The sequence below is a fragment of the Selenomonas sp. oral taxon 126 genome (assembly GCF_001683335.1).
Classification (GTDB): domain Bacteria; phylum Bacillota; class Negativicutes; order Selenomonadales; family Selenomonadaceae; genus Centipeda.
On the sequence record NZ_CP016201.1, the window covers coordinates 2,190,856 to 2,210,625 of the forward strand.

General features: G+C 52.4%; 27 protein-coding genes. 23 read left to right on the top strand and 4 right to left on the bottom strand.

Translation table 11 applies throughout. The features are described 5' to 3' along the window. Positions 1 to 93 precede the first annotated feature (93 nt). The 10 genes from AXF19_RS09975 to AXF19_RS10020 all read left to right on the top strand — a co-directional run bounded on the left by AXF19_RS09975 (position 94) and on the right by AXF19_RS10020 (position 7,753). Positions 94 to 297 (top strand): hypothetical protein, encoded by a 204-nt coding sequence (locus tag AXF19_RS09975; protein WP_066848304.1) that lies wholly within the window; start codon positions 94 to 96, stop codon positions 295 to 297. Continuing rightward, positions 294 to 686: a DUF7768 domain-containing protein gene (locus AXF19_RS09980; RefSeq protein WP_066848307.1), complete on the top strand. Its 393-nt coding sequence runs from the start codon at positions 294 to 296 to the stop codon at positions 684 to 686. The genes AXF19_RS09975 and AXF19_RS09980 overlap by 4 nt, the downstream gene beginning before the upstream one ends. Further along, entirely contained in the window at positions 687 to 3,542 is a 2,856-nt protein-coding gene (locus AXF19_RS09985; protein WP_066848317.1) for a DUF927 domain-containing protein, read from the top strand. A gap of 264 nt (positions 3,543 to 3,806) precedes the next feature. Continuing rightward, positions 3,807 to 4,280 carry a hypothetical protein gene (locus AXF19_RS09990; RefSeq protein WP_066848320.1) on the top strand — a complete coding sequence of 158 codons (474 nt, stop codon included), beginning with the start codon at positions 3,807 to 3,809 and terminating at the stop codon, positions 4,278 to 4,280. Continuing rightward, entirely contained in the window at positions 4,277 to 4,558 is a 282-nt protein-coding gene (locus AXF19_RS09995) for a VRR-NUC domain-containing protein (RefSeq protein WP_066848322.1), read from the top strand. The genes AXF19_RS09990 and AXF19_RS09995 overlap by 4 nt, the downstream gene beginning before the upstream one ends. Then, entirely contained in the window at positions 4,551 to 5,228 is a 678-nt protein-coding gene (locus AXF19_RS10000; protein ID WP_066848324.1) for an ORF6N domain-containing protein, read from the top strand. Before AXF19_RS09995 ends, AXF19_RS10000 begins: the two co-directional genes overlap by 8 nt. A 31-nt stretch (positions 5,229 to 5,259) precedes the next feature. Next, positions 5,260 to 6,621 carry a DEAD/DEAH box helicase gene (locus tag AXF19_RS10005; protein WP_066848326.1) on the top strand — a complete coding sequence of 454 codons (1,362 nt, stop codon included), beginning with the start codon at positions 5,260 to 5,262 and terminating at the stop codon, positions 6,619 to 6,621. Then, a complete protein-coding gene (locus AXF19_RS10010) occupies positions 6,611 to 6,823 on the top strand; it encodes a hypothetical protein (protein ID WP_066850211.1) in 213 nt (70 codons plus the stop codon). The genes AXF19_RS10005 and AXF19_RS10010 overlap by 11 nt, the downstream gene beginning before the upstream one ends. After that, positions 6,820 to 7,236, top strand: a complete 417-nt coding sequence (locus tag AXF19_RS10015; protein WP_066848328.1) for a hypothetical protein — start codon at positions 6,820 to 6,822, stop codon at positions 7,234 to 7,236. Before AXF19_RS10010 ends, AXF19_RS10015 begins: the two co-directional genes overlap by 4 nt. Before the next feature lie 163 nt (positions 7,237 to 7,399). Continuing rightward, positions 7,400 to 7,753, top strand: a complete 354-nt coding sequence (locus AXF19_RS10020; RefSeq protein WP_066848331.1) for an HNH endonuclease — start codon at positions 7,400 to 7,402, stop codon at positions 7,751 to 7,753. A 22-nt stretch (positions 7,754 to 7,775) separates the two neighbouring features. Here AXF19_RS10020 and AXF19_RS10025 read toward each other — a convergent pair whose 3' ends face one another. Together AXF19_RS10025 and AXF19_RS10030 are read right to left on the bottom strand one after the other, a co-directional pair. Next, positions 7,776 to 8,048, bottom strand: coding sequence for a type II toxin-antitoxin system RelE/ParE family toxin (locus tag AXF19_RS10025; protein ID WP_009439029.1), 273 nt, complete (start codon positions 8,046 to 8,048; stop codon positions 7,776 to 7,778). After that, complete coding sequence (locus AXF19_RS10030) at positions 8,041 to 8,334, bottom strand: type II toxin-antitoxin system RelB/DinJ family antitoxin (protein ID WP_066848334.1); 294 nt, start codon at positions 8,332 to 8,334, stop codon at positions 8,041 to 8,043. Before AXF19_RS10030 ends, AXF19_RS10025 begins: the two co-directional genes overlap by 8 nt. A 349-nt stretch (positions 8,335 to 8,683) precedes the next feature. Between AXF19_RS10030 and AXF19_RS10035 the strand changes: the two genes are divergently transcribed. The 13 genes from AXF19_RS10035 to AXF19_RS10095 all read left to right on the top strand — a co-directional run bounded on the left by AXF19_RS10035 (position 8,684) and on the right by AXF19_RS10095 (position 18,850). Continuing rightward, a complete protein-coding gene (locus AXF19_RS10035) occupies positions 8,684 to 9,172 on the top strand; it encodes a P27 family phage terminase small subunit (RefSeq protein WP_442983742.1) in 489 nt (162 codons plus the stop codon). An 80-nt stretch (positions 9,173 to 9,252) separates the two neighbouring features. Continuing rightward, on the top strand, positions 9,253 to 10,563 hold the full coding sequence (locus AXF19_RS10040; protein ID WP_066848339.1) for a site-specific DNA-methyltransferase: 1,311 nt from the start codon (positions 9,253 to 9,255) through the stop codon (positions 10,561 to 10,563). Positions 10,564 to 10,733: 170 nt separating this feature from the next. Continuing rightward, positions 10,734 to 11,273 carry an N-acetylmuramoyl-L-alanine amidase family protein gene (locus tag AXF19_RS10045; protein ID WP_066848341.1) on the top strand — a complete coding sequence of 180 codons (540 nt, stop codon included), beginning with the start codon at positions 10,734 to 10,736 and terminating at the stop codon, positions 11,271 to 11,273. A 2-nt stretch (positions 11,274 to 11,275) separates the two neighbouring features. Continuing rightward, a complete protein-coding gene (locus tag AXF19_RS10050) occupies positions 11,276 to 11,557 on the top strand; it encodes a prevent-host-death protein (RefSeq protein ID WP_066848344.1) in 282 nt (93 codons plus the stop codon). Then, on the top strand, positions 11,554 to 13,161 hold the full coding sequence (locus tag AXF19_RS10055; protein ID WP_066848346.1) for a DNA cytosine methyltransferase: 1,608 nt from the start codon (positions 11,554 to 11,556) through the stop codon (positions 13,159 to 13,161). The genes AXF19_RS10050 and AXF19_RS10055 overlap by 4 nt, the downstream gene beginning before the upstream one ends. Before the next feature lie 57 nt (positions 13,162 to 13,218). Next, positions 13,219 to 14,022: a virulence protein gene (locus AXF19_RS10060; RefSeq protein ID WP_066848348.1), complete on the top strand. Its 804-nt coding sequence runs from the start codon at positions 13,219 to 13,221 to the stop codon at positions 14,020 to 14,022. After that, positions 14,006 to 14,242 carry a DUF4314 domain-containing protein gene (locus AXF19_RS10065; RefSeq protein ID WP_066848351.1) on the top strand — a complete coding sequence of 79 codons (237 nt, stop codon included), beginning with the start codon at positions 14,006 to 14,008 and terminating at the stop codon, positions 14,240 to 14,242. Before AXF19_RS10060 ends, AXF19_RS10065 begins: the two co-directional genes overlap by 17 nt. After that, positions 14,239 to 14,415 carry a DUF5049 domain-containing protein gene (locus AXF19_RS10070; RefSeq protein ID WP_066848354.1) on the top strand — a complete coding sequence of 59 codons (177 nt, stop codon included), beginning with the start codon at positions 14,239 to 14,241 and terminating at the stop codon, positions 14,413 to 14,415. The genes AXF19_RS10065 and AXF19_RS10070 overlap by 4 nt, the downstream gene beginning before the upstream one ends. A gap of 154 nt (positions 14,416 to 14,569) precedes the next feature. Continuing rightward, positions 14,570 to 14,848, top strand: a complete 279-nt coding sequence (locus tag AXF19_RS10075; RefSeq protein ID WP_066848357.1) for a hypothetical protein — start codon at positions 14,570 to 14,572, stop codon at positions 14,846 to 14,848. A gap of 179 nt (positions 14,849 to 15,027) precedes the next feature. After that, on the top strand, positions 15,028 to 15,987 hold the full coding sequence (locus AXF19_RS10080; protein WP_066848360.1) for an amidoligase family protein: 960 nt from the start codon (positions 15,028 to 15,030) through the stop codon (positions 15,985 to 15,987). Positions 15,988 to 16,064: 77 nt separating this feature from the next. Then, a complete protein-coding gene (locus AXF19_RS10085; RefSeq protein ID WP_066848363.1) occupies positions 16,065 to 16,571 on the top strand; it encodes a gamma-glutamylcyclotransferase family protein in 507 nt (168 codons plus the stop codon). Between the two features lie 251 nt (positions 16,572 to 16,822). Beyond that, positions 16,823 to 17,155 carry a hypothetical protein gene (locus tag AXF19_RS10090; protein ID WP_066848366.1) on the top strand — a complete coding sequence of 111 codons (333 nt, stop codon included), beginning with the start codon at positions 16,823 to 16,825 and terminating at the stop codon, positions 17,153 to 17,155. 93 nt (positions 17,156 to 17,248) lie between these two features. Next, a complete protein-coding gene (locus AXF19_RS10095; protein WP_066848368.1) occupies positions 17,249 to 18,850 on the top strand; it encodes a terminase large subunit in 1,602 nt (533 codons plus the stop codon). Between the two features lie 74 nt (positions 18,851 to 18,924). Here AXF19_RS10095 and AXF19_RS10100 read toward each other — a convergent pair whose 3' ends face one another. Next, complete coding sequence (locus tag AXF19_RS10100) at positions 18,925 to 19,287, bottom strand: hypothetical protein (RefSeq protein ID WP_066848370.1); 363 nt, start codon at positions 19,285 to 19,287, stop codon at positions 18,925 to 18,927. 69 nt (positions 19,288 to 19,356) lie between these two features. After that, a complete protein-coding gene (locus AXF19_RS13990) occupies positions 19,357 to 19,761 on the bottom strand; it encodes a hypothetical protein (protein ID WP_084784813.1) in 405 nt (134 codons plus the stop codon). Positions 19,762 to 19,770 lie beyond the last annotated feature (9 nt).

The window sequence follows — 19,770 nt, forward strand, 5'->3', positions numbered from 1 at the left end:
AAAATTGGGAGGATTTTTGGTGACCAAAACCTCCCGGTTCGTCCTCTTACTGATGAGAGGTACTAATCAGTTTTCAAAGGGAGGAAAGCCTTTATGTTCTATGTTAAGGAAAACATCAATGACGCTATGGAGGTCACGGTGGAAATCAACGATGAGAATGTCTTCTGTCACTGTCCGCGCTGCGGAGCGGAAGTGCCTGTTGATCTCAACGATTTCTTCGGCGATGCGGAGTTCGACCTCTTCGGCACGGCGATCTGCTGCACGGAATGCAGCAGGAAGATGAGGTGTGAGAAATGATCGAGTTCAGAAATCACGAGGGCTATGCCGATCCTACAACGCACGCAGCTCTCACCAAGGTATTCCGACAGAATCTGTTCACCTACATCTGCTCTCCCTATCGGGACAATCCGCGCGTCAACGTCATGCGGGCGCGGCAGTACTGCAAGTTCTCGGTGAGCAAAGGGCGTATTCCCCTTGCGCCGCACCTGTACTTTCCGCAGTTTCTGTCAGAGATCGACGAGCGCGGGAAGGCACTGTCCATGAATTTCGAGCTTTTGCGGCTGTGCGGCGAGGTCTGGGTGTTTGGCGAGAGGATCACCGAGGGCATGGCAGCGGAGATTGCCCATGCCGGGAGACTGCGGAAGAACATCCGTTATTTCACCACGAAGTGCGAGGAGGTGCTATGAATGGATTTTTACGAGACTCTTTACGGGAAATGCCAGAATTGCACGTTTTCCGTGATCACCCTTCCCGACAAAGGGGTGCGGCACTTTGAGACCATAGCTTCCATGCGGGAGGAAATCGGCAGGGTGGGAGATAGCCGTAATACCTACATTCACCCATGGCCAAGGCGCATCGGACTCAAAGACGGCGTGCGCGGCGATTCGGCAGATACCATGTATGCCACTTGCCTTTTCGCCGACATCGACATCAAGAGCGAGGCGCATAAAGAACAGATGCTTCCGGCATCCCGGGCGGAAGTTCTTTCTTTTTTAGATGCGTTTCCTCTGAAAGCGACCTTTACGGTTTTTACGGGACACGGCATTCACGCCTACTGGCTCTTTGACGCGCCGATTCATTTGACCGATGCCAATCGGGATAAGATGGAGAACCTTCTCGCGGGATTTGGACGCTGCCTTATGAAAAAAGCGAAAGATGAACGGGGATGGCGCATCGACCCGGTATTTGACCCGGCGAGAATGTTACGGGCTGTGGGCAGCATGAATCTGAAAATAGGGGAGAAAATCCCCTGTGAGGTGATTGCGGAAAACGAAGTGTTCTACAAGACGGAAGATTTTCACGCCTACGTATTGGATGCGCCCAAGCCGCGAACGGAAGAATTTCATGTGGACGAACGTGTCATGGGGAGTGCCGAGAGAATCATGGAAGGCTGCGCGGCATTAAAGCAGATGACCGAACAGCCGGATAACGTCAGCGAACCTCTGTGGCACGCCCTTTGCACCAATGTGGCGCTCGCCAAGGACGGCGAGGAGAAGTTTCAAGAGTGGCGTTCCTTGTACAGCCATTATTCCCCGATGGAAACACAAAACAAGCTCCGTTCTGCCCGCAATGCCAATAAACCCTGCACCTGCCGTTACATCAAGGATTGTGGTTTGTTTCCCTGCCCCGATGGCGGCTGCGGCGTAAAGGCTCCCATCGTTCTTGCCCTTTACACGAAGTTTGAGCAGTTGGAGATTATTTTGGGCAAGGACACCTTGTCGGCAGAAGAGATCCTCGACCCCTATGTGGTGGGATTGCTCCCCTACGCCAAGGAAAACTGTCCGGCCGAATATTCACGGCTGAAACTTGCGGCGAAAAAGGCGGGCATCGGAATGCGGGATTTTGACCGCATAGCCAAAAAAGAGGAGGAAAAACGGGACGTTGGAATTCCTTTTGATGCCGAGCCGGAGGAAATCAAGCTGAAGGGCATAGATTTGCATGGAGCCATGACTCCCAAAGGCTATCGCATCACTATGGAGAACGGTGTGGAGTCCTTCTACTTCGACGAAGGTGCGCTCGTTTCCTCAAACCTTTGCCCGGAACCGCTCGTCATAGAAAGGCGCATGGAAAATATCGACAACGGCACGGAGCGGTTCGAGCTTGCTTATCATCGCAGCCGTAAATGGAAACGGCTGATGGTGTCAAGAGCGATTGCGTTAAACAAATCATCCGTAGTGAGATTGGCCGATCACGGCGTACCCGTTTCTACCGACAATGCTGACGGTGTGGTACATTACCTTTCCCGCTACGAGGCAGAAAACGACAAAAAGATCCCTTTTGTACGCAGTATCGGTCGTATCGGCTGGCTCGGGGAAAAAGAATTCTACCCATACATCCTCGAAAGCCCGGTGGAATATGAGGACAAAGACGATGCGGCGATGATTGCGGCATTAAAGGAGCAGGGCAGTTTTGAGACATGGCTCAAATTTGCGAGAGAGTTGCGGGAGCAAACATACGCCAGAGCCATTTTGGCGGCTTCCTTCGCCTCCGTCCTGCTTGAGAAACTCAAACGACGTGTGGCGATTATCCATATCTGGCACGCATCCCGCAGTGGCAAAACGGCGGCTCTCAAATTCGCACTATCCGTTTGGGGAGACCCCATGAAACTCATGGGAAATTTCAACAGCACCGCTGTCGGCTTGGAGCGGAGAGCAGGGACGCTTCGCCACTTGCCCTTGGGCTTGGACGAATTGCAGGTCTTGAACGAGCGAAGACTGCCGCCTTCGATGGTGGTTTATTCCTTGGGCAACGGCTACGGCAAAACGCGTGGAGCGAAAGCCGGAGGATTGCAGGAAGTCCCGGTGTGGCGAAATGCCATCATCAGCACGGGCGAACAGCCGCTTACCAATGAGGCCACCATGGACGGCGTACACAGCCGTGTTTTGGAACTGTACGGTCAGCCGATTGACAATGCCGATTTTGGGCGCAAGGTACACCAAGCAAGCGAAAACCATTATGGTTTCGCGGGGAAAGTGTATCTCGAACACATCGTAGACACGGATTTGAGCGATGAGTTTGAGAAAATCCGGGAGAGCATTGGCGACGGCGACCAAGGAGTGCATCTGGACACGGTAGCTTTATTGGCATTGGCGGATTATCACGCAGGAATATCGGTATGCGGCGAAACCAAGCAAAAGGCGTGGAAGGATGCCATTTCCTTTGGCAGGAGCATACTGACCAACGCCAAGGAGAACGAGCCGGAGGATGTCATTGACCGAGCGTATGACTTCGTAACCGACTGGATTGCCGCCAACAGAAAACGCTTCGCCAATGATGCCGTACCTTGTTTGGGAAAAATCGAGGCCGGCAAGGTGCTGGTCATTGCCACGGAGCTTAGGCGAGCGTTAGAGGACAACGGCTTTTCCTATACCAAATGCCGTAAGGGTTTCAGGGATCGCGGCTATGTGGATACCTTCGATGACAGCCAAGGGAAAAAACGCAGCCAATATCTGCGGAAAATCCAAGGCGTATCCGTCCGTGTCTTTTGTTTTCCAATTCAAGTGGAGGGTATGTATCCGCCGGAAGATGATTTTCTGTCATGAAATGGTTACCAAGCAAGGGCGATATTATTCGAGAATCCAGTAATTTCAAGGATTCTCGAATATGTAACCACTTTATCACCTTTTTCGCGCACACATAATCCTATATATAGAAAAAGATAATGAAGTGTTGATTACATCGCCTCTATATGAGGGTATGTAAATAGTGGTTATTGTGGTTAAGTGGTTACTTACATAGATATATCAAGCCTTGAATGGGTAACCACTTCAGTAACCACCAATTTTCAAGTGGTTAGGAGGAAGAAGATGTACACCGAGCGATGCAGCGAAAAACTGAAAGCTATGGGCGCACCGCTCGTTGGCTGGTATTGCGAAGAGGTCATTGATTGGGGCGAGGCAACCTTCACCTGTGAACTTTGCGGTTATAAAAACGTGCGATTTGTCCATGTGATGGTGCATAAGGATTTTTCGGGAAAACTCCGTGTCGGATGTATCTGTGCCGGAAATTTGGAAGGAGACATTTTCGCCGCCAAGATACGCGACAAGGAGGCCAGAGCTAAAAGCCGACGCAAGAAAAACTTCTTGAAAAAAGAATGGCGTGAGGAAAGCGGCATGCTGACACTTCGCTTCAAAAACCAGAAATTGACCATCGAGCAAGACAGTTTCCTTGGCAGGCCTTACTTCAAGATCGACATCGACGGCGATTGTTACCAATGGAAAAATAATCGCCGTATCGAAACCCTGACAGCCGCCAAGGAGTACATCTTTGAGTTGCTATGAGAGAAAAAATCATCGAGAAGGAACTGGTGAGAGCCGTAAAAGACAAAGGCGGCATCGCGCCAAAGTTTACCTCGCCGGGATTCGATGGAATGCCCGACCGACTGGTACTTTTGCCCGGCGGCAGAATGGGCTTTGTGGAACTGAAAGCACCGGGGAAGAAGCCGAGAGCCTTGCAGCTGGCACGGCACAGGCTGCTTCGGCGGCTTGGATTCAAGGTGTATGTGATTGACGAGATAAATCAAATTGACAGCGTATTGGAGGAAATCGACCATGAATGAACTTATGGTATTGGAACACAACAGCATCCGTGTCATGACCACGGAGCAGCTTGCCGAGGCATATGGATGCAAGACAATTCATATCCAGCAGAATTTTAAGAACAACAGGGAGCGATTCGTTGAGGGGAAGCATTACTTCAAACTTGAAGGTGCTGATCTCAAGGCCTTCAAGGACTCACTAGAAAATATCGAGTCAGTTGTCGGGAGTCGCGCACCATCTCTGATTCTTTGGACGAAACAAGGTGCGGCTCGCCACAGCAAGATGCTCGGAACCGAGCGGGCATGGGATGTATTCGACGAGCTGGAAGAAAGTTATTTCAACCCCATGAAGAACATGACGCCGGAGGAATTCCTCCTCTGCAGCGCACAGCGGATGGTAGAGCAGGCAAGGGCGATCAAGGCGGCAAATGCCCGGATCGACAAGGTGGATGAGCGGCTTCTTGAGGTGGAGTCGAGGCAGATGACCATCGACCAGCGTCACTACACCATTATCGGCTACGCCAATCTCATGGGAATCCGTGGAGTGAGTCGGGATGTTGCCGCCGGGCTTGGGCGCAAGGCAGCCGCGATGTCCAGAAAGCAGGGCTACCACATCGGCAAAGAATACGATGCCAAATACGGCATGGTGAACACCTATCATGTGGATGTGCTGCAGGAAGTGTTTCGGTAATGAATTCAGATGAGATTGGAGGTGATGCCCCGTGAAGTTCATACCGCATGATTACCAGCAGTACGCCATCGACTTTATCGAAAGCCATAAAACTGCCGCCGTACTCCTGGATATGGGGCTTGGGAAGACCGTGATTACCCTCACAGCCCTCAACAACCTTCTCTTCGACTGCTTTGAGATTTCCTGTGTCCTCGTTATCGCGCCGCTCCGTGTGGCGCGGAATACATGGCCGCAGGAGATCAGCAAGTGGGAACATTTGAAGCACCTCCGCTATTCCGTAGTGGTTGGGACAGAGAAAGAGAGATTGGCAGCACTCCGCAAGCAAGCCTCCCTCTACATCATCAACCGCGAGAACGTGCCGTGGATCGTGGAGAAAACAGACTTCACCTACGATGCCATCGTGATTGACGAACTCTCCTCGTTCAAGAATTGGAGCAGCAAGCGATTCAAGGCACTCATGAAGGTTCGCCCCTTGGCGAAGAGAGTCATCGGGCTGACGGGAACGCCATCCGGCAACGGCTTGATGGACCTCTTCGCAGAGTTCAAGGTACTCGACATGGGACAGCGACTGGGGCGATTCATTACGAAGTATCGGCAAGATTACTTCGTGCCGGACAAGCGAAACGGACAGGTGGTGTTCTCCTACGCGCCACTTCCCGGAGCCGAGGAGCGAATCTATGAGAAGATTGCCGACATAACCATCTCCATGAAAGCCGCAGATCACCTCAAGATGCCGGAGCTGATCGAGAGTGCGTACAGCGTCCGCATGAATGAGGAAGAGAAGAAAATGTACGCCTCGATGTGCGAGCAGTTGGTTTTGCAGATGAAGGGCGACGAGGTGACGGCGGCAAATGCAGGAGTTCTGTCGGGCAAGCTCGCACAGATGGCAAACGGCGCGGTTTACACCGACGATGGGACTACACTGCATATACACGACCGCAAGCTCGATGCCTTGGAGGACATCGTAGAGAGTATGAACGGCAAGCCGCTTCTCGTGGCGTATTGGTTCCGACATGACGCGGAGCGCATCGAAAAGCGCGTGCCGTGCGTCCGACTGGATACGGACGAGGCAATCGCTCGTTGGAATCGTGGAGAAATCCCCGTCGCACTTATCCATCCTGCAAGTGCGGGACACGGGCTGAACCTTCAGAGCGGCGGCTCAACCCTCGTTTGGTTTGGGATAACATGGAGCTTGGAACTTTACCAACAGACCGTGGCGCGGCTCTATCGGCAGGGGCAGAGTGCCAAGACCCTCGTGGTGCAGCACATCATCGTCGAGGGCACGATTGACGAGAGAATCCTCCGTGCCTTGAAACGGAAGGACAAGACGCAGACGGCACTCATTGATGCCGTCAAAGCAAATCTGGAGGTGAATCCTCATGATGAACTATGAGATTCTTGCAAACGCCATCGTCGAACAGGCGGCGAAAGACTATCGGTGGGCACGAACGGCTCTTGCCAAAGACGCAGAGAATGGTTCCGCAGCTCAGATGAGAAGCGATACGGAGCGGTTCTTCCGCTCTGCATGGTTCGGGCAGCTGACAAGTCTGGATGGGGAATGGCTGCTTGAAAAGTTGGAGGGGGAATTTGCATGACGGCGAAGGAGTATCTGAGTCAGGCATACCGTATTGACCAACGGGTCAACAGCAAGCTCCGCCAAGTGAACTCCCTGCGTGATCTTGCTACCAGAGCCACGTCCACAATGGGAACGGAGCCTGTCAGTGGCACGAGAAATGTTCATCGCTTGGCGGATACCATCGACAAGATTGTCGACTTGGAAAATGAGATCAACGATGACATCGACCATTTGGTAGATTTGAAACGTGAGGTTATGGCGACCATCAGCAAGGTGCAGGACACCAACGCACTCATGCTGTTGGAGCTTCGGTATCTCAGCTTTATGTCGTGGGATGAGATTGCGGGCGAGATGCACTATACTTCCCGGTGGGTTCATATTCTCCATTCCAAAGCCCTCGCAGCCGTGGATAAGATTCTTGCAGAGAGATGAAATCCATCCCGTTTTGAAATCACGTAAAAGACTTCACTATAATTCTCTTGAGTTCCGGTGTTGACATGGTAAAATGGTGTTATGAAAAGTATGCTTAAAGGCTCGACCTCCAATGGGAGCAATCCCTGCGGAGGTTTTTTCATGCCGGGATGGAGGTGAAGCGATGCCGAGAAAGCCGAAGCGCCCCTGCCGCATGACGGGCTGCCCGAACCTCACGGACAGAAAGAGCTGCTACTGTGAGACGCACGAGAAAACGATGCAGAGGCACTACGACCACTTCATGCGCGGCTACGATCAGCACGAGCGTTACGGGAATTCGTGGAAGAAAATCCGCGACCGACACTTGGCGGGGCATCCGCTCTGCGAGCAATGCAAAGAGCAGGGCAGATACGTCCTTGCGACACTCGTGCATCACATACGTCCACTCTCGGACGGCGGCACACATGAGGAGAGCAATTTGATGTCGCTCTGCGTGTCTTGTCATGAGCGGATTCATCAACGGAAAGCACCAAAATAAAAAACCGACTCCAATGAATCGGCTAGAAGAGATCGCTATGTGAACCTGTGCGGGAAGCGGTCAGAATCAGTTTTCCTTTGTCGATGGCATATACGAGTAGCCAGTCCGGCATGATGTGGCATTCGCGAAAACCAATGTAATCACCAACGAGCGCATGATCCCGATACCTTTCGGGCAGTTGTTTTTCCGCGCAGAGCATTTGCAGGACATCATCCAGCTTTTGCATATCTGCTCCACGTTTACGCAGCTTCTTTAAATCCTTGCGGAACTGCGTGGTGGTGACGAGATCAAGCATGAGCATCCTCCGCATCCAGATCATCCATCAGTGCGGACAGCGACGGATAACGCTTCGGCTCAATTTTACCATCCATAATGTCGCGTGCTTCCTGCATGGCAAGAAGTGTTTCCCTATTATAACGGGGGTGTTTCGGTTGGAAGGGAAAGCCTCCCTCCATGATGGATGCGTGTAGAAAGATGTTGATAGCGTCGGCCACGGAGATGCCGAAATTGGAAAAAACGGTTTCAGCCTGCGCTTTGATTGTCGGTTCGATGCGCATATTGATTGTTGCAGTCTTGGACATGATGGATAACCTCCTTTTGATTATTGTAACGCGAAAGTGAAGCAAATGCAACACGATATTGCCCCCCAGGGGGAGGTCAAATCTCTAAAACCGCGCCGTTACTGGACCGGGGAGGGGGCGCACAGAAAAATTCGCATAACTTTTAGGTCAGTTAGAGAGATAAGTTTTGCTAGCGTGATTTTCGGCGGGAAGCCATGCACAGCGGGGAACGACGGGCATTTGAACCGCTCGATAAAACAGTCCAAATGCTGAAACTTATGCTCAAAAAAGTTTTGAAAAGTTTTAAGGGGGGAAACATATGGGGCTTAGAGGACCGCAGCCCGGCACGGGAGGAAGACCGAGAAAATCCTTGGCGGAGAAAGTGACCGAGGGCAATCCTGGCAAGCGCAAGCTGAAGGTCTTGGACTTTGAGCAAATCGCCACAGAGCCGGAAGGCGTGGAAATGCCGCCTCCCAAGGAGTTTTTATCGGCTGTTCAGCGTGACGGCTCCACGCTTTCGGCACGTGAACTCTACGAAGAAGCGTGGGCGTGGCTCAAGCGGCGCGGATGTGCAGAACTGGTATCTCCTGCGCTGTTGGAGCGATATGCCGTGAGTGCGGCACGTTGGATTCACTGTGAGGAGGCGGTCAGCAAATACGGCTATCTGGGCAAGCATCCAGTCAGCTCTCAGCCCATACAGTCGCCTTATGTCGCCATGAGTCAGAACTACATGAAGCAGACCAATCGGCTGTGGAACGAGATATTCTCCATCGTCCGTGATAACTGCTCAACGGAATACAAGGGCGTTTCGCCACAAGATGACTTGATGGAGCGGCTTCTTCGTTCAAGGAGAGGATGAGCGGAAAGATTAGCTGAGACGCAGCCTAAAACATACAGTTGGCGACATAGGTCGCTTTTTTATTGCAGGAGGTGTACATCTTGGGAAAAACCACATCCGAAATGCAGCTTGTCCCCATCGGAAAGCTCGTGCCTTATGTAAACAACGCACGAACGCACTCGAAGGAGCAGATCACCAAGCTGCGATCCTCGCTCCGTGAGTTCGGCTTTGTGAATCCCGTCATCATCGATCGGGAGTTCAACGTCATAGCGGGACATGGCAGAATCCTCGCCGCCAAGGAGGAGAACATTGAGCAAGTTCCGTGCGTATTCGTCGATCATCTGACGGAGGCGCAAAAGAAAGCGTATATCCTTGCGGACAACCGTTTCGCACTTGACGCAGGATGGGACGAAGATATGCTGCGCGTTGAGATGGAAGCCTTGCAGGGCATGGACTTCGACATCTCGCTCACGGGCTTCGATGAGTCCGAGATTGCCGATCTGTTTGCCGCAGACGATAACGAGGCGCAGGAAGATGATTTCGACGAAGATGCTGCCCTGCAGGCAGAGCCTTTCGTAAAACCCGGTGACTTGTGGCTTTTGGGCAAGCACCGTCTCCTTTGTGCAGATTCCACAAACACTGAAGATGTAAAACTTCTCATGGACGGCAAAAAGGCGAATATGTGCATTACCGACCCGCCGTATGCGTGTAACTACACAGGCGGCACCGGCATGAAAATCATGAATGACAACCTGAAGGGTGAGGAGTTCTATCAGTTCCTGCTTTCGGCATTCAAAAACGCCTATGAGAATCTTGCGGACGGAGCTGCCATTTACATTTTTCACTCGGATGCGGAAAAGGTCAATTTCTACAATGCCGTTGTTGCTGCCGGATTTCACTACTCAACAACCTGTATCTGGGTAAAGCAATCCCTTGTTCTGGGGCGTTTTGATTATCAAATGCGTCATGAGCCTGTCATTTACGCATTCAAGGACACCGTGAAGCACAAATTCTACGGGGACAGAAAGCAGACCACCGTTTGGGAATTTGACCGACCGAGCAAGTCGAAACTGCACCCGACAACGAAACCGCTGCCGCTCGTCGCATACCCCATGAAAAACTCCTCTCTGGTCAACAGCATCGCCTTGGATTTGTTCGGTGGCAGCGGCTCGACACTGATGGCAGCGGAACAAATGGATCGCGTGGCATATCTGATGGAACTCGATCCTGTTTACGCTTCAGCGATTGTGCGTCGTTTTGTGGCATATCGTGGAAATACGGAGAACGTGTATATCATCCGTGATGGGCAAAAGCTCCCCTGCTCCGAGGTATATATCCCCACGGCAGAGGAACTTGGCATGAAGGATACCACGGTAAACGACGTTCAAAAAGGGCGAAAAAAAGGAGGATAAGGGTGTGTGCAATGTGAGATATACGTTTTTCGAGGATGGGAGCGTTGCCTACGGGTATCTGCCTGATGGCATCGTTTTCAACTGATGTAAACGGTTCGTGGATTTATTAATCTGCGAATCGTTTATTGATTTTGTGAAGAATGCGGCGTAATGCCAAAGGAGGCAGCACAATGAAAGTTTTTCTAAACGCAGGACACGCCCCAGACGGAAATCCCGACCCCGGCGCGTGCGGCTACGGACTGCGGGAATGTGACGTTGCAAAGAACGTCGCAGACCTTGTGGCGGGCTATCTTACTGCCGCAGGTGTGGAGGTGGTCGGCTGTCTGCAATCTGATAGCCTCCATGAAGTTGTCTCCGCTTCCAACTGCAGCGGTGCGGACGTATTCATCTCCATTCACTGCAACGCCTGTAACGGCACGGCAAACGGAACGGAGGTCTGGCACTACTACGGAAGCGGAGAGGGAGAGAAACTGGCACAGTGCATCCAGAATCAGATTGTGGATGCACTCGGAACCGTGGATCGCGGCGTGAAGGGCGCAAAGCCCGGTGTCAACGGACTGTATGTTCTGAGCAACACGGATGCAGTCGCTGTGCTTGTGGAGCTTGCGTTTATCGACCATGAGGGCGATGCGCAGCTTCTCAGTACGCGACAGGATGAATTTGCCCGCGCCATTGCACGCGGGGTAACGGACTATGAAGGAGAGTGTTGAAGATGAAACTGGAACACATTCAAAATGAACTGAAGAATCATGTGGGAGACTTCGTGCGGACGGAGGCAAAGGAAGCGACCGTCCTCTGGCTGCACGAGAAGGGACTTCCCGCAGCGCGTGAGGTGTCGGCGGCGTACACGGCGGCACTCCGTGAGAGCGCAGAGAAGGAGACAGGATGGTGCAGATTCCGTGACCGCATCTTCCTACCACTTGTCATCGACGGGGCGATCTGGATGACGGGCAAGATGCTTGAGCGTATGACCGCGCCCCATTCCGTGAAATGATGACGCTTGGCAGTCTCTTTGACGGGAGCGGGGGATTCACACTTGGAGGGATTCTTGCGGGGATAGAACCGAAATGGGCATCGGAGGTAGAGCCGTTCCCGATTCGCGTCACAACGAAGCGGCTTCCCTCCGTCAAGCATCTGGGAGACATCCATCGGATTCACGGCGATGAGATCGAGCCTGTGGACATCATCACGTTCGGCTCGCCCTGTACGAATCTCAGCATCGCGGGGCGCAGAGACGGGCTTTACGGTACGGAATCCGTACTGTTCTTCGAGGCAATTCGTATCGTTCGGGAAATGAGGTGTGCAACGAATGGAAGATACCCAAGATTCATCGTGTGGGAGAATGTCGCGGGCGCGTTTTCAAGTTCGGGCGGACGGGATTTCCAATCCGTCCTTACGGAGATCGTCCGCCTCAAAGAGCCGAAAGCACCCGAGGTGCCTTTGCCTCAAAAAGGTGGATGGGCGTATGCCGACATTCTCATGGGAGACGGATGGAGCATTGCTTACCGGCTCATGGACGCACAGGGCTGGGGAGTTCCACAGCGTCGGCGCAGAATCTACCTTGTCGCAGATTTTGGAGGTTCATGTGCCGGACAAATACTATTTGACACCGAAAGCGTGCGTCGGGATCTTGCGCCGTGCTTCGCTTCGTGGCAAGGCACTGCCCGAGAGTTTGCGGATGGCACTCATGCGTCAGGCGAGAGGGTAAGTGCAGGTTTCTGTACCGAACATTCCGCACAGAGCCGCAGCATCGGCTATGCGGTGGAGACTTCTCCGACGCTTCGTGCGGGCAGAGTACCTGCCGTATTCGAGTCACATGGTGCAGACGCACGGTATAGCGGACCCCTTCCTGTTGCGCCGACGGTCTCTCGTCATTACGGCACGGGCGGGAATAATCAGCCGCTTGTATTGAAGGATCTACAGGCATACGGGATTTCATCATTCCAATCCAACGCCATGAAATCCGACAATCCGCACTCAGGCATCTATGAGACGGAGACGGCGCGGACGATTGACCGGGGCGGAGGGAATCCTGCGTGCTGTCAGGGTGGTGTTGCCGTTGTCTCCATCCAAGGTTCGATGATCGGACGGCAGGAGAAGAACGGTCCGCAGGGAAGCGGCATCGCAGAGAATGTGAGCTTTACGCTCAATACCGCTGACCGTCATGCCGTCTATGCCATGACCACGGGCTGCCACTCTCATTTTGCAAAGGAGAAATGCCCGACGCTCATGGCGCGGGATTATAAAGACCCGATGGTCGTCAATCAACCCGTCTATGCCGTACGTCGGCTGACACCGACCGAGTGCGGACGCTTACAGGGCTTTCCCGACGGATGGTGCGCGGGACTTGAAACGGAGGAACCCACCGAGGAAGAGATGGCGTTCTGGCGCGCGGTCTTTGAGATGCACCGAGAAATCACAGGCGGCAAGAAGCCCAAGACCGATGCTCAGATTCGTAGATGGCTCGGGAATCCGCACTCGGATGCGGCAGAGTACAAGATGTGGGGCAACGGTGTCGCACTTCCCTGTGTGTTCTATGTACTTACGGGAATTGCACATTTCGGTGATTTTGTGTATACAGCACAATCCGCTTGCTAATTACTCCGACCAGAGGCATGTATGTAGTGACCAAAGTTCATAAAGGAGGAAACCACCATGAAGGTCAATTACAACATCCAAAAGGAAGAGCGCAAGGCGATGGTCGGGATCATCAGCAAGGTGCTCGGCGAAAAGCCCGTCTATTGCGGCGCACCGACATTTTCCTACAAGATCGGAGCATTCGAGATCACGAAGGACGGCAGCCTTTGCTTCGACGATGTCACCGACGAAGCGACCGTTGAGCGTGTGCGCACGGCACTGCGCGAGGAGGGCTTCATGTCCGAGGATTGGGAGAACGAGACTTCCTGCGCGGCCACAGGGGCAGACGCGCCGAGCCGAACGGAAGCGGCAGATGATGAACCGACACCGACAGAAACGGTGGTAGAAGAACCTGCTCCAATGGAGGCGGTGATGGCAGAACCCGACGAGGACAGCCTTTCGATCAGTCTCCCACGCAGTCTTTTCACGGAGACATCACTGCAGAATCTCGATGCACTCCTTCGGAGCAAGGGGCGGCTCATCCGGCACGCCTTTGACATTCGCGAGGCGACCTACACGCTGACCGATGACCGCATCACCTTTGCATGGCTGCACGGCTCGATCACCGACGAGACGGCAAAGGCGTATGCCGAGTTCATCAGCAAGCTCTGCCTGATGGCGCGGACGCAGAAGCGCGTCACGGCGAAGGAGAAAATTGTGGACAACGAAAAGTACGCTTTCCGCTGCTTCCTCCTGCGCCTTGGCATGATCGGTAGCGCCTACAAGGAGAGCCGTAAGATCCTCATGCAGAACCTCACGGGCAGCAGCGCGTTTAAGAGCGGACATCGGAAAGGAGATGAGCGTCATGCGGTTTCCGAGTAAGGAGCAGATCGCCGCACTTCGAGAGCGATACCCACGCGGGACTCGGGTGGAACTCCTCGGAATGGACGATCCGCAAGCACCACCCAAAGGGACGATGGGCGAGATTCTGCGCGTTGACGATGCGGGACAGCTTCTCGTCCGATGGGAGACAGGCTCCTCGCTCAGTTTGATCCCCGGCGTGGACTCCTTCCGCATTATGCAGAAAGGGGGCAGATCATGAACGAGAAGGTTTTCGCACAGATCATGGATATCCGCGATTCGGGGCGGGTGAATATGTTCGACATTCCCGCTGTTCAGAGGATGGCGTTTAAGATGGAATTCTACGAACTCATCTGCTTCATCGAGAGAGATCGCGCCGCATATATTCGCTTTATCCTCACGGGCGAAGAGTAAGTTTTACAGCTTCTTGCACAGCCTTTCGGGGCTGTGTTTCTCTCGAAAAATAAGTGTAGTTTATCCGAAATATGACTTGCTATATCCTGCGTTTAGAGTGATATATACACATGACGAAGGGAACAACCTACACACAGAAAGCGAGGAACACAAAATGAAAAACGCAGAAGCAAGATGGCCGAAGACCACCACGATGGAGCACCTCGATGAGATGCGGTTCGGGACGAGCGGCGCGATCCTTCGCTACGGCGAACAGATCCTTGTCGTCGGGATGGAGTGTTGGGGCTTCCACGCAGCCATCTACGAGATGGTCGAAACGCCGGAGGAGACGGGATTCGCGGACATCGAATGCCGCCTGAACCTTGTCGAAGCCGCCAAGGAGCTTTTCGAGGACGGCGGACACGCGATGGCTTGGTGCATGAAGCGCATCTAAGCCGCTCCAAGAGGAAAAACAGCCCTTCGGGGCTGCTTCTCGTTGCACCGTATGATACGCCGTAAAAAATCTGCAAAATGTCAAGTATACTCCGCTATTCGCTTGCTATATGTGGCTTTTAGAGCCATGTATATACACAAGGAAAGCCCATAGGACAGCGAAGAAAGGGGAGCTTCCAAATGAAAGCGGAAACGGCACGGCAGATCGCAGACATGAAAAGGCAGACCATCGGGGTGGAAGTCGAGATGTACGGCATTACCCGCAGGGACGCCGCAGGCATTGCGGCAGACTTCTTCGGCACGGGACGCTTTGCGGACACAGCGCACAGAAACGGATACTGCACATGGAGCGCATGGGACGCCAAGGGGCGCGAGTGGAAATTCCAACGCGACGTCAGCATCGACGCCGCCGGCAGCGCGGAGCAGACCGAACTGGTCACGCCCATCCTCCGCTACGAAGACATCGAGCGCCTGCAGGAACTTTTGCGCAGACTGCGCCGCGCAGGAGCAAAGAGCAACCCCGCCCATATGTGCGGCGTACACATCCACATCGGCAAGGGCGACCATACGGCGAAAACCCTCCGCAACCTCGCCAATTTGATGGCAAGCCACGAAAGTCTCCTGATCGCCGCGATGCGCATCGACCAAAGCCGCATCGGACGCTACTGCAGGACGGTGGATCGCAACTTCCTCGACCGTCTCAACAGGGAAAAGCCACAGACGATGGAAGAACTTGCGGACATCTGGTACGAAGGGAATTGTGCTGCACATGGCAGAGGACATCACTACAACGGCTCACGCTACCATTGCCTCAATCTCCACGCTACCTTTACGAAAGGCACCATCGAATTCCGTCTCTTCCAATTCGCCAATCCCACGGCAGAGCGCAAGGGCGGCATCCACGCGGGGGAAATCAAGAGTTACATCCAGCTTTGCCTTGCCCTTTCCGAAATGGCAAAGACAGTAAGGACGGCAAGCCCCAAAGAACCACAGCGGGAGAACCCGAAATTCGCAATGCGGACATGGCTGATGCGCCTCGGCTTCATCGGCGGCGAATTCGCCACGGCGCGGGACATCCTCACGAGGAACCTTGCAGGCGACGCAGCTTTCCGCTTCGGCAGGAGCATCCCTTCGGCATAAGTGCCAAAGACCCGACATTGCCCGCCTTCTGGCGGGCTTGAAGCGGTAGAAGGAATGTTCCTTCGGAAGCGGAAAGGATGATGAAGATGAAAACGAAGATTTACATCGCTTACGGCTCGAACATGGACGAGCGGCAGATGGCGTTTCGCTGCCCGGAGGCGGAGCTTCTGGGGACGGGACTCCTCGAAGGCTGGCGGCTCATGTTCAAGGGGAGCAAAACGGGAGCGTATGCGACCATCGAGAAAGAGAAAGGGCTGACCGTCCCGATTCTGCTCTGGCGTATTTCGGAAAAGGACGAGGAACGGCTTGACCGCTACGAGGGATTTCCCTCCTTCTACTACAAGCGGACAATCCAAGCCACTCGCACGGGAGCGAACGACGAGGATCTGGGAAAAACTCGCGGCATGGTCTACATCATGCACGAGGAGCGGAAACTTGGTGTGCCGTCCATTCACTACCTTGAGGTTCTTGCCAAAGCTTATGAGAAATTCGGTTTTGACGAGGAGATTTTGGGTGAGGCATACGATTACAGCGACCGAGAGCCGGAGAAAGTGCCGCCGGAATCCCTTCCCTGCCTTTGGTAAAGTATACAGTCTGAATCGCTTGCTATATCCCGGAAAGTACGGGAATATGTGACTACCGAAAGGGAAAACCACAGAGCAAGCGAGGAGGAATTCACCATGTGGAGCAAAGGAAAGAAAAAAGTTTACACAAAACGATTGACAATATCTTCTAGCATAGGTAGTATTGTATTAAAACTTAAGAAAGGAAATTTTGTGGTGATCTCCTCAAGATTAACTCTTGACAGGAGGTTGCTTCATAATAGGTGTGCGTAATGAACAAAAAATTGCTAAAGAAACAGAATCCGAAGATTTACATCGTAACCAATGAAGGTGAGCTGAAAGCTGTATTTCTAGAAAAGGAAGAAGCTGACGAATATGCCGAATCTCAATTTGATAAGGCTATAGAGGATGCTGCAAAAGAGTACGGCTATGACTTAGATTCAGAGTCTGGTTTCGATAAAGCATCATATCAAGCTGGATATGATGGAGGGCCTTGGGAAGTAACGCATATTCGATACAATAAAATTAAGGAAGATGGTGATATTGAATGCGAAGATTGTACTGTACCTGCTAATGAAGTTTTAGATATGCTTAAAAAATTGTAATTAAATAACTATAGTACTTTGTACCGACCCCCAAAAGTTAGGCCAAAAATCTAACGATTGGGAGGTCGGTATTTTTGATGGGATGTGATTTGCTTGCGGAAGCTGACCGATTATACACCGACAAAATTCATGGCGAAGGATTCCCGCTATGATGCCGATGCCGCCGATTATGCGGTGGGCTTCATCGAGTGTCTGTGCCATACGAAGGGAACATGGGCGGAAAAGCCGTTCGAACTCATCGACTGGCAGGAGCGCATTATTCGAGACATTTTCGGAATTTTGAAGCCGAACGGTTATCGGCAGTTCAATACGGCGTATGTGGAGATTCCCAAGAAGCAAGGAAAATCAGAGCTCGCGGCCGCTGTCGCACTGCTCCTTTGCTGCGGCGACGGTGAGGAACGTGCCGAGGTGTATGGCTGTGCTGCTGATCGTCAGCAAGCAAGCATCGTATTCGAGGTCGCAGCAGATATGGTGCGGATGTGTCCCGCACTCGGCAAGCGGGTGAAGATCCTCGCCTCCCAGAAGCGGATGGTATATCTGCCGACGAACAGCTTCTATCAGGTGCTTTCGGCAGAGGCGTACTCAAAGCACGGCTTCAATATTCACGGCGTGGTATTCGATGAGTTGCACACGCAGCCGAATCGCAAGCTCTTTGACGTTATGACGAAGGGCTCTGGTGATGCGCGTATGCAGCCGCTTTACTTCCTCATTACGACAGCGGGGACGGATACGCAGTCCATCTGCTATGAGACACACCAGAAAGCGAAGGACATTCTCGAAGGGAGAAAGATTGATTCGACCTTCTATCCTGTGATCTACGGCGCAAAGGAGGATGAGGACTGGACAGACCCGGAGGTCTGGAAGCGGTCGAATCCGTCGCTTGGCATTACGGTCGGCATCGACAAGGTACAGGCGGCTTGTGACTCCGCACGGCAGAATCCCGCCGAGGAAAACAGCTTTCGTCAGCTTCGTTTGAATCAGTGGGTGAAGCAGTCTGTTCGGTGGATGCCAATGGACAAATGGGATGCGTGCGCTATGCCTGTGGATGCCGAGTCCTTGGAGGGGCGTGTTTGCTACGGCGGTCTTGACCTTTCCTCCACGATGGATATTACGGCATTTGTCCTCGTGTTCCCTCCAACGGAGGAGGATGAGCCGTTTGCCGTGCTGCCGTACTTCTGGATTCCCGAGGAGAATATCGATCTGCGTGTACGGCGCGACCACGTTCCGTACGACGTGTGGGAGAAGCAGGACTTTCTTATGACCACCGAGGGGAATGTCGTGCATTACGGATTTATCGAGGCGTTCATTGAGAAACTGGGCGAGAAGTACAACATCCGCGAGATTGCTTTCGACCGATGGGGCGCGGTGCAGATGGTGCAGAATCTTGAAGGGATGGGCTTTGCCGTTGTTCCGTTCGGACAGGGCTTCAAGGATATGAGCCCGCCGACCAAAGAGTTGATGAAGCTGACGCTGGAAAAGAAAATAGCGCACGGCGGGCATCCCGTCATGCGCTGGATGGCAGACAACATTTTCATTCGCACCGACCCCGCGGGGAACATCAAGGCGGACAAGGAGAAGTCCACCGAGAAGATCGATGGCGTGATTGCGCTCATCATGGCTCTGGATCGTGCGATCCGCTGTGGGAACGATGCATCGGAATCGGTGTATGATGAGAGAGGAATCTTGTTGCTGTGAATCATGCTTGGCTCAGAAAAACAGCCCTTTCACTACTTCTTCGGATATGAGTATTTGTGGAGAGAAAAGATTCATTAAGAAGCATCATGTCGAAAATACGTGATGCTTCCAATGTCTTTTCCGTCTTTCTCAAACTTGCCAAAAATCCATGTTTCTGGTCGTTCCATAAACACCTTAAATACAATTAAACCGAAAAACATAGCTGAGTGTGTAATGCTCTTTCGGCATGCAATCTGATAAATAGGCTCAAAGACCGTTCCCGTCCAATCGCTTCCCGGCATCCAACCGGCGGTATGAATATCACCAGCATCAATTCTACGATTCAAATCATCTTCAATTGCCTCATAATCTGCATCAGAAAGTTTGTTGCGCCATGTATTATAGTCCTTCAGATGAGGAAGTGTTGTGACCTTTTTACCATCAAGTGATTCAAGCATAAAATCAACCTCCTAGAAAATATTTCAACAATAAGATTCCCCTAGTCCATATTCAAATGTATATGATGTCTAGGCATCTATTGGGACGATAGTTCGAATGACCTTCATTGATGCAGGTCCTGTCATTTTATAGCAGGATGCTGACGTGAAATATGTCGCTCCTGAATTCTTTGGTAGGTTTTTCTGCTTATCAACTTCATAACCAAACGGCTTTAGAATGGTTTTGATCATACGTCCTATAACGGTACGGGTGAACCCATCCGTTAGATCAATGCTCTGGCTTGATTGGGAACAAACCTCGACGTTTAGCACACAAGCAGAAAGAGCTGGCTTGCCTGCTTCGGATGCATCAATCATAGCAATTATATTCGTATCTTGCGATAAAAGATTGAATATAGAAATTGCATCTGGGTCGGTGTGAAATTTGCTGCAATTAGGGTTGTCGTGAACGAAATCATTGAATGTTGCTTTCATAACACAGTC

Excerpts from the sequence above, each read along its gene's own strand:
- AXF19_RS10000 (WP_066848324.1), top strand. The coding sequence starts at position 4,551 with ATGAATGAACTTATGGTATTGGAACACAACAGCATCCGTGTCATGACC.
- AXF19_RS10065 (WP_066848351.1), top strand. The coding sequence starts at position 14,006 with ATGCGGTTTCCGAGTAAGGAGCAGATCGCCGCACTTCGAGAGCGATAC.
- AXF19_RS10015 (WP_066848328.1), top strand. The coding sequence starts at position 6,820 with ATGACGGCGAAGGAGTATCTGAGTCAGGCATACCGTATTGACCAACGG.
- AXF19_RS10010 (WP_066850211.1), top strand. The coding sequence starts at position 6,611 with ATGAACTATGAGATTCTTGCAAACGCCATCGTCGAACAGGCGGCGAAA.
- AXF19_RS10090 (WP_066848366.1), top strand. The coding sequence starts at position 16,823 with ATGAACAAAAAATTGCTAAAGAAACAGAATCCGAAGATTTACATCGTA.
- AXF19_RS10045 (WP_066848341.1), top strand. The coding sequence starts at position 10,734 with ATGAAAGTTTTTCTAAACGCAGGACACGCCCCAGACGGAAATCCCGAC.
- AXF19_RS13990 (WP_084784813.1), bottom strand. The coding sequence starts at position 19,761 with ATGAAAGCAACATTCAATGATTTCGTTCACGACAACCCTAATTGCAGC.
- AXF19_RS10055 (WP_066848346.1), top strand. The coding sequence starts at position 11,554 with ATGATGACGCTTGGCAGTCTCTTTGACGGGAGCGGGGGATTCACACTT.
- AXF19_RS10075 (WP_066848357.1), top strand. The coding sequence starts at position 14,570 with ATGAAAAACGCAGAAGCAAGATGGCCGAAGACCACCACGATGGAGCAC.
- AXF19_RS09975 (WP_066848304.1), top strand. The coding sequence starts at position 94 with ATGTTCTATGTTAAGGAAAACATCAATGACGCTATGGAGGTCACGGTG.
- AXF19_RS10050 (WP_066848344.1), top strand. The coding sequence starts at position 11,276 with ATGAAACTGGAACACATTCAAAATGAACTGAAGAATCATGTGGGAGAC.
- AXF19_RS10100 (WP_066848370.1), bottom strand. The coding sequence starts at position 19,287 with ATGCTTGAATCACTTGATGGTAAAAAGGTCACAACACTTCCTCATCTG.
- AXF19_RS09990 (WP_066848320.1), top strand. The coding sequence starts at position 3,807 with ATGTACACCGAGCGATGCAGCGAAAAACTGAAAGCTATGGGCGCACCG.
- AXF19_RS10020 (WP_066848331.1), top strand. The coding sequence starts at position 7,400 with ATGCCGAGAAAGCCGAAGCGCCCCTGCCGCATGACGGGCTGCCCGAAC.
- AXF19_RS09980 (WP_066848307.1), top strand. The coding sequence starts at position 294 with ATGATCGAGTTCAGAAATCACGAGGGCTATGCCGATCCTACAACGCAC.
- AXF19_RS10085 (WP_066848363.1), top strand. The coding sequence starts at position 16,065 with ATGATGAAGATGAAAACGAAGATTTACATCGCTTACGGCTCGAACATG.
- AXF19_RS10030 (WP_066848334.1), bottom strand. The coding sequence starts at position 8,334 with ATGTCCAAGACTGCAACAATCAATATGCGCATCGAACCGACAATCAAA.
- AXF19_RS09995 (WP_066848322.1), top strand. The coding sequence starts at position 4,277 with ATGAGAGAAAAAATCATCGAGAAGGAACTGGTGAGAGCCGTAAAAGAC.
- AXF19_RS10070 (WP_066848354.1), top strand. The coding sequence starts at position 14,239 with ATGAACGAGAAGGTTTTCGCACAGATCATGGATATCCGCGATTCGGGG.
- AXF19_RS09985 (WP_066848317.1), top strand. The coding sequence starts at position 687 with ATGGATTTTTACGAGACTCTTTACGGGAAATGCCAGAATTGCACGTTT.
- AXF19_RS10025 (WP_009439029.1), bottom strand. The coding sequence starts at position 8,048 with ATGCTTGATCTCGTCACCACCACGCAGTTCCGCAAGGATTTAAAGAAG.
- AXF19_RS10060 (WP_066848348.1), top strand. The coding sequence starts at position 13,219 with ATGAAGGTCAATTACAACATCCAAAAGGAAGAGCGCAAGGCGATGGTC.
- AXF19_RS10080 (WP_066848360.1), top strand. The coding sequence starts at position 15,028 with ATGAAAGCGGAAACGGCACGGCAGATCGCAGACATGAAAAGGCAGACC.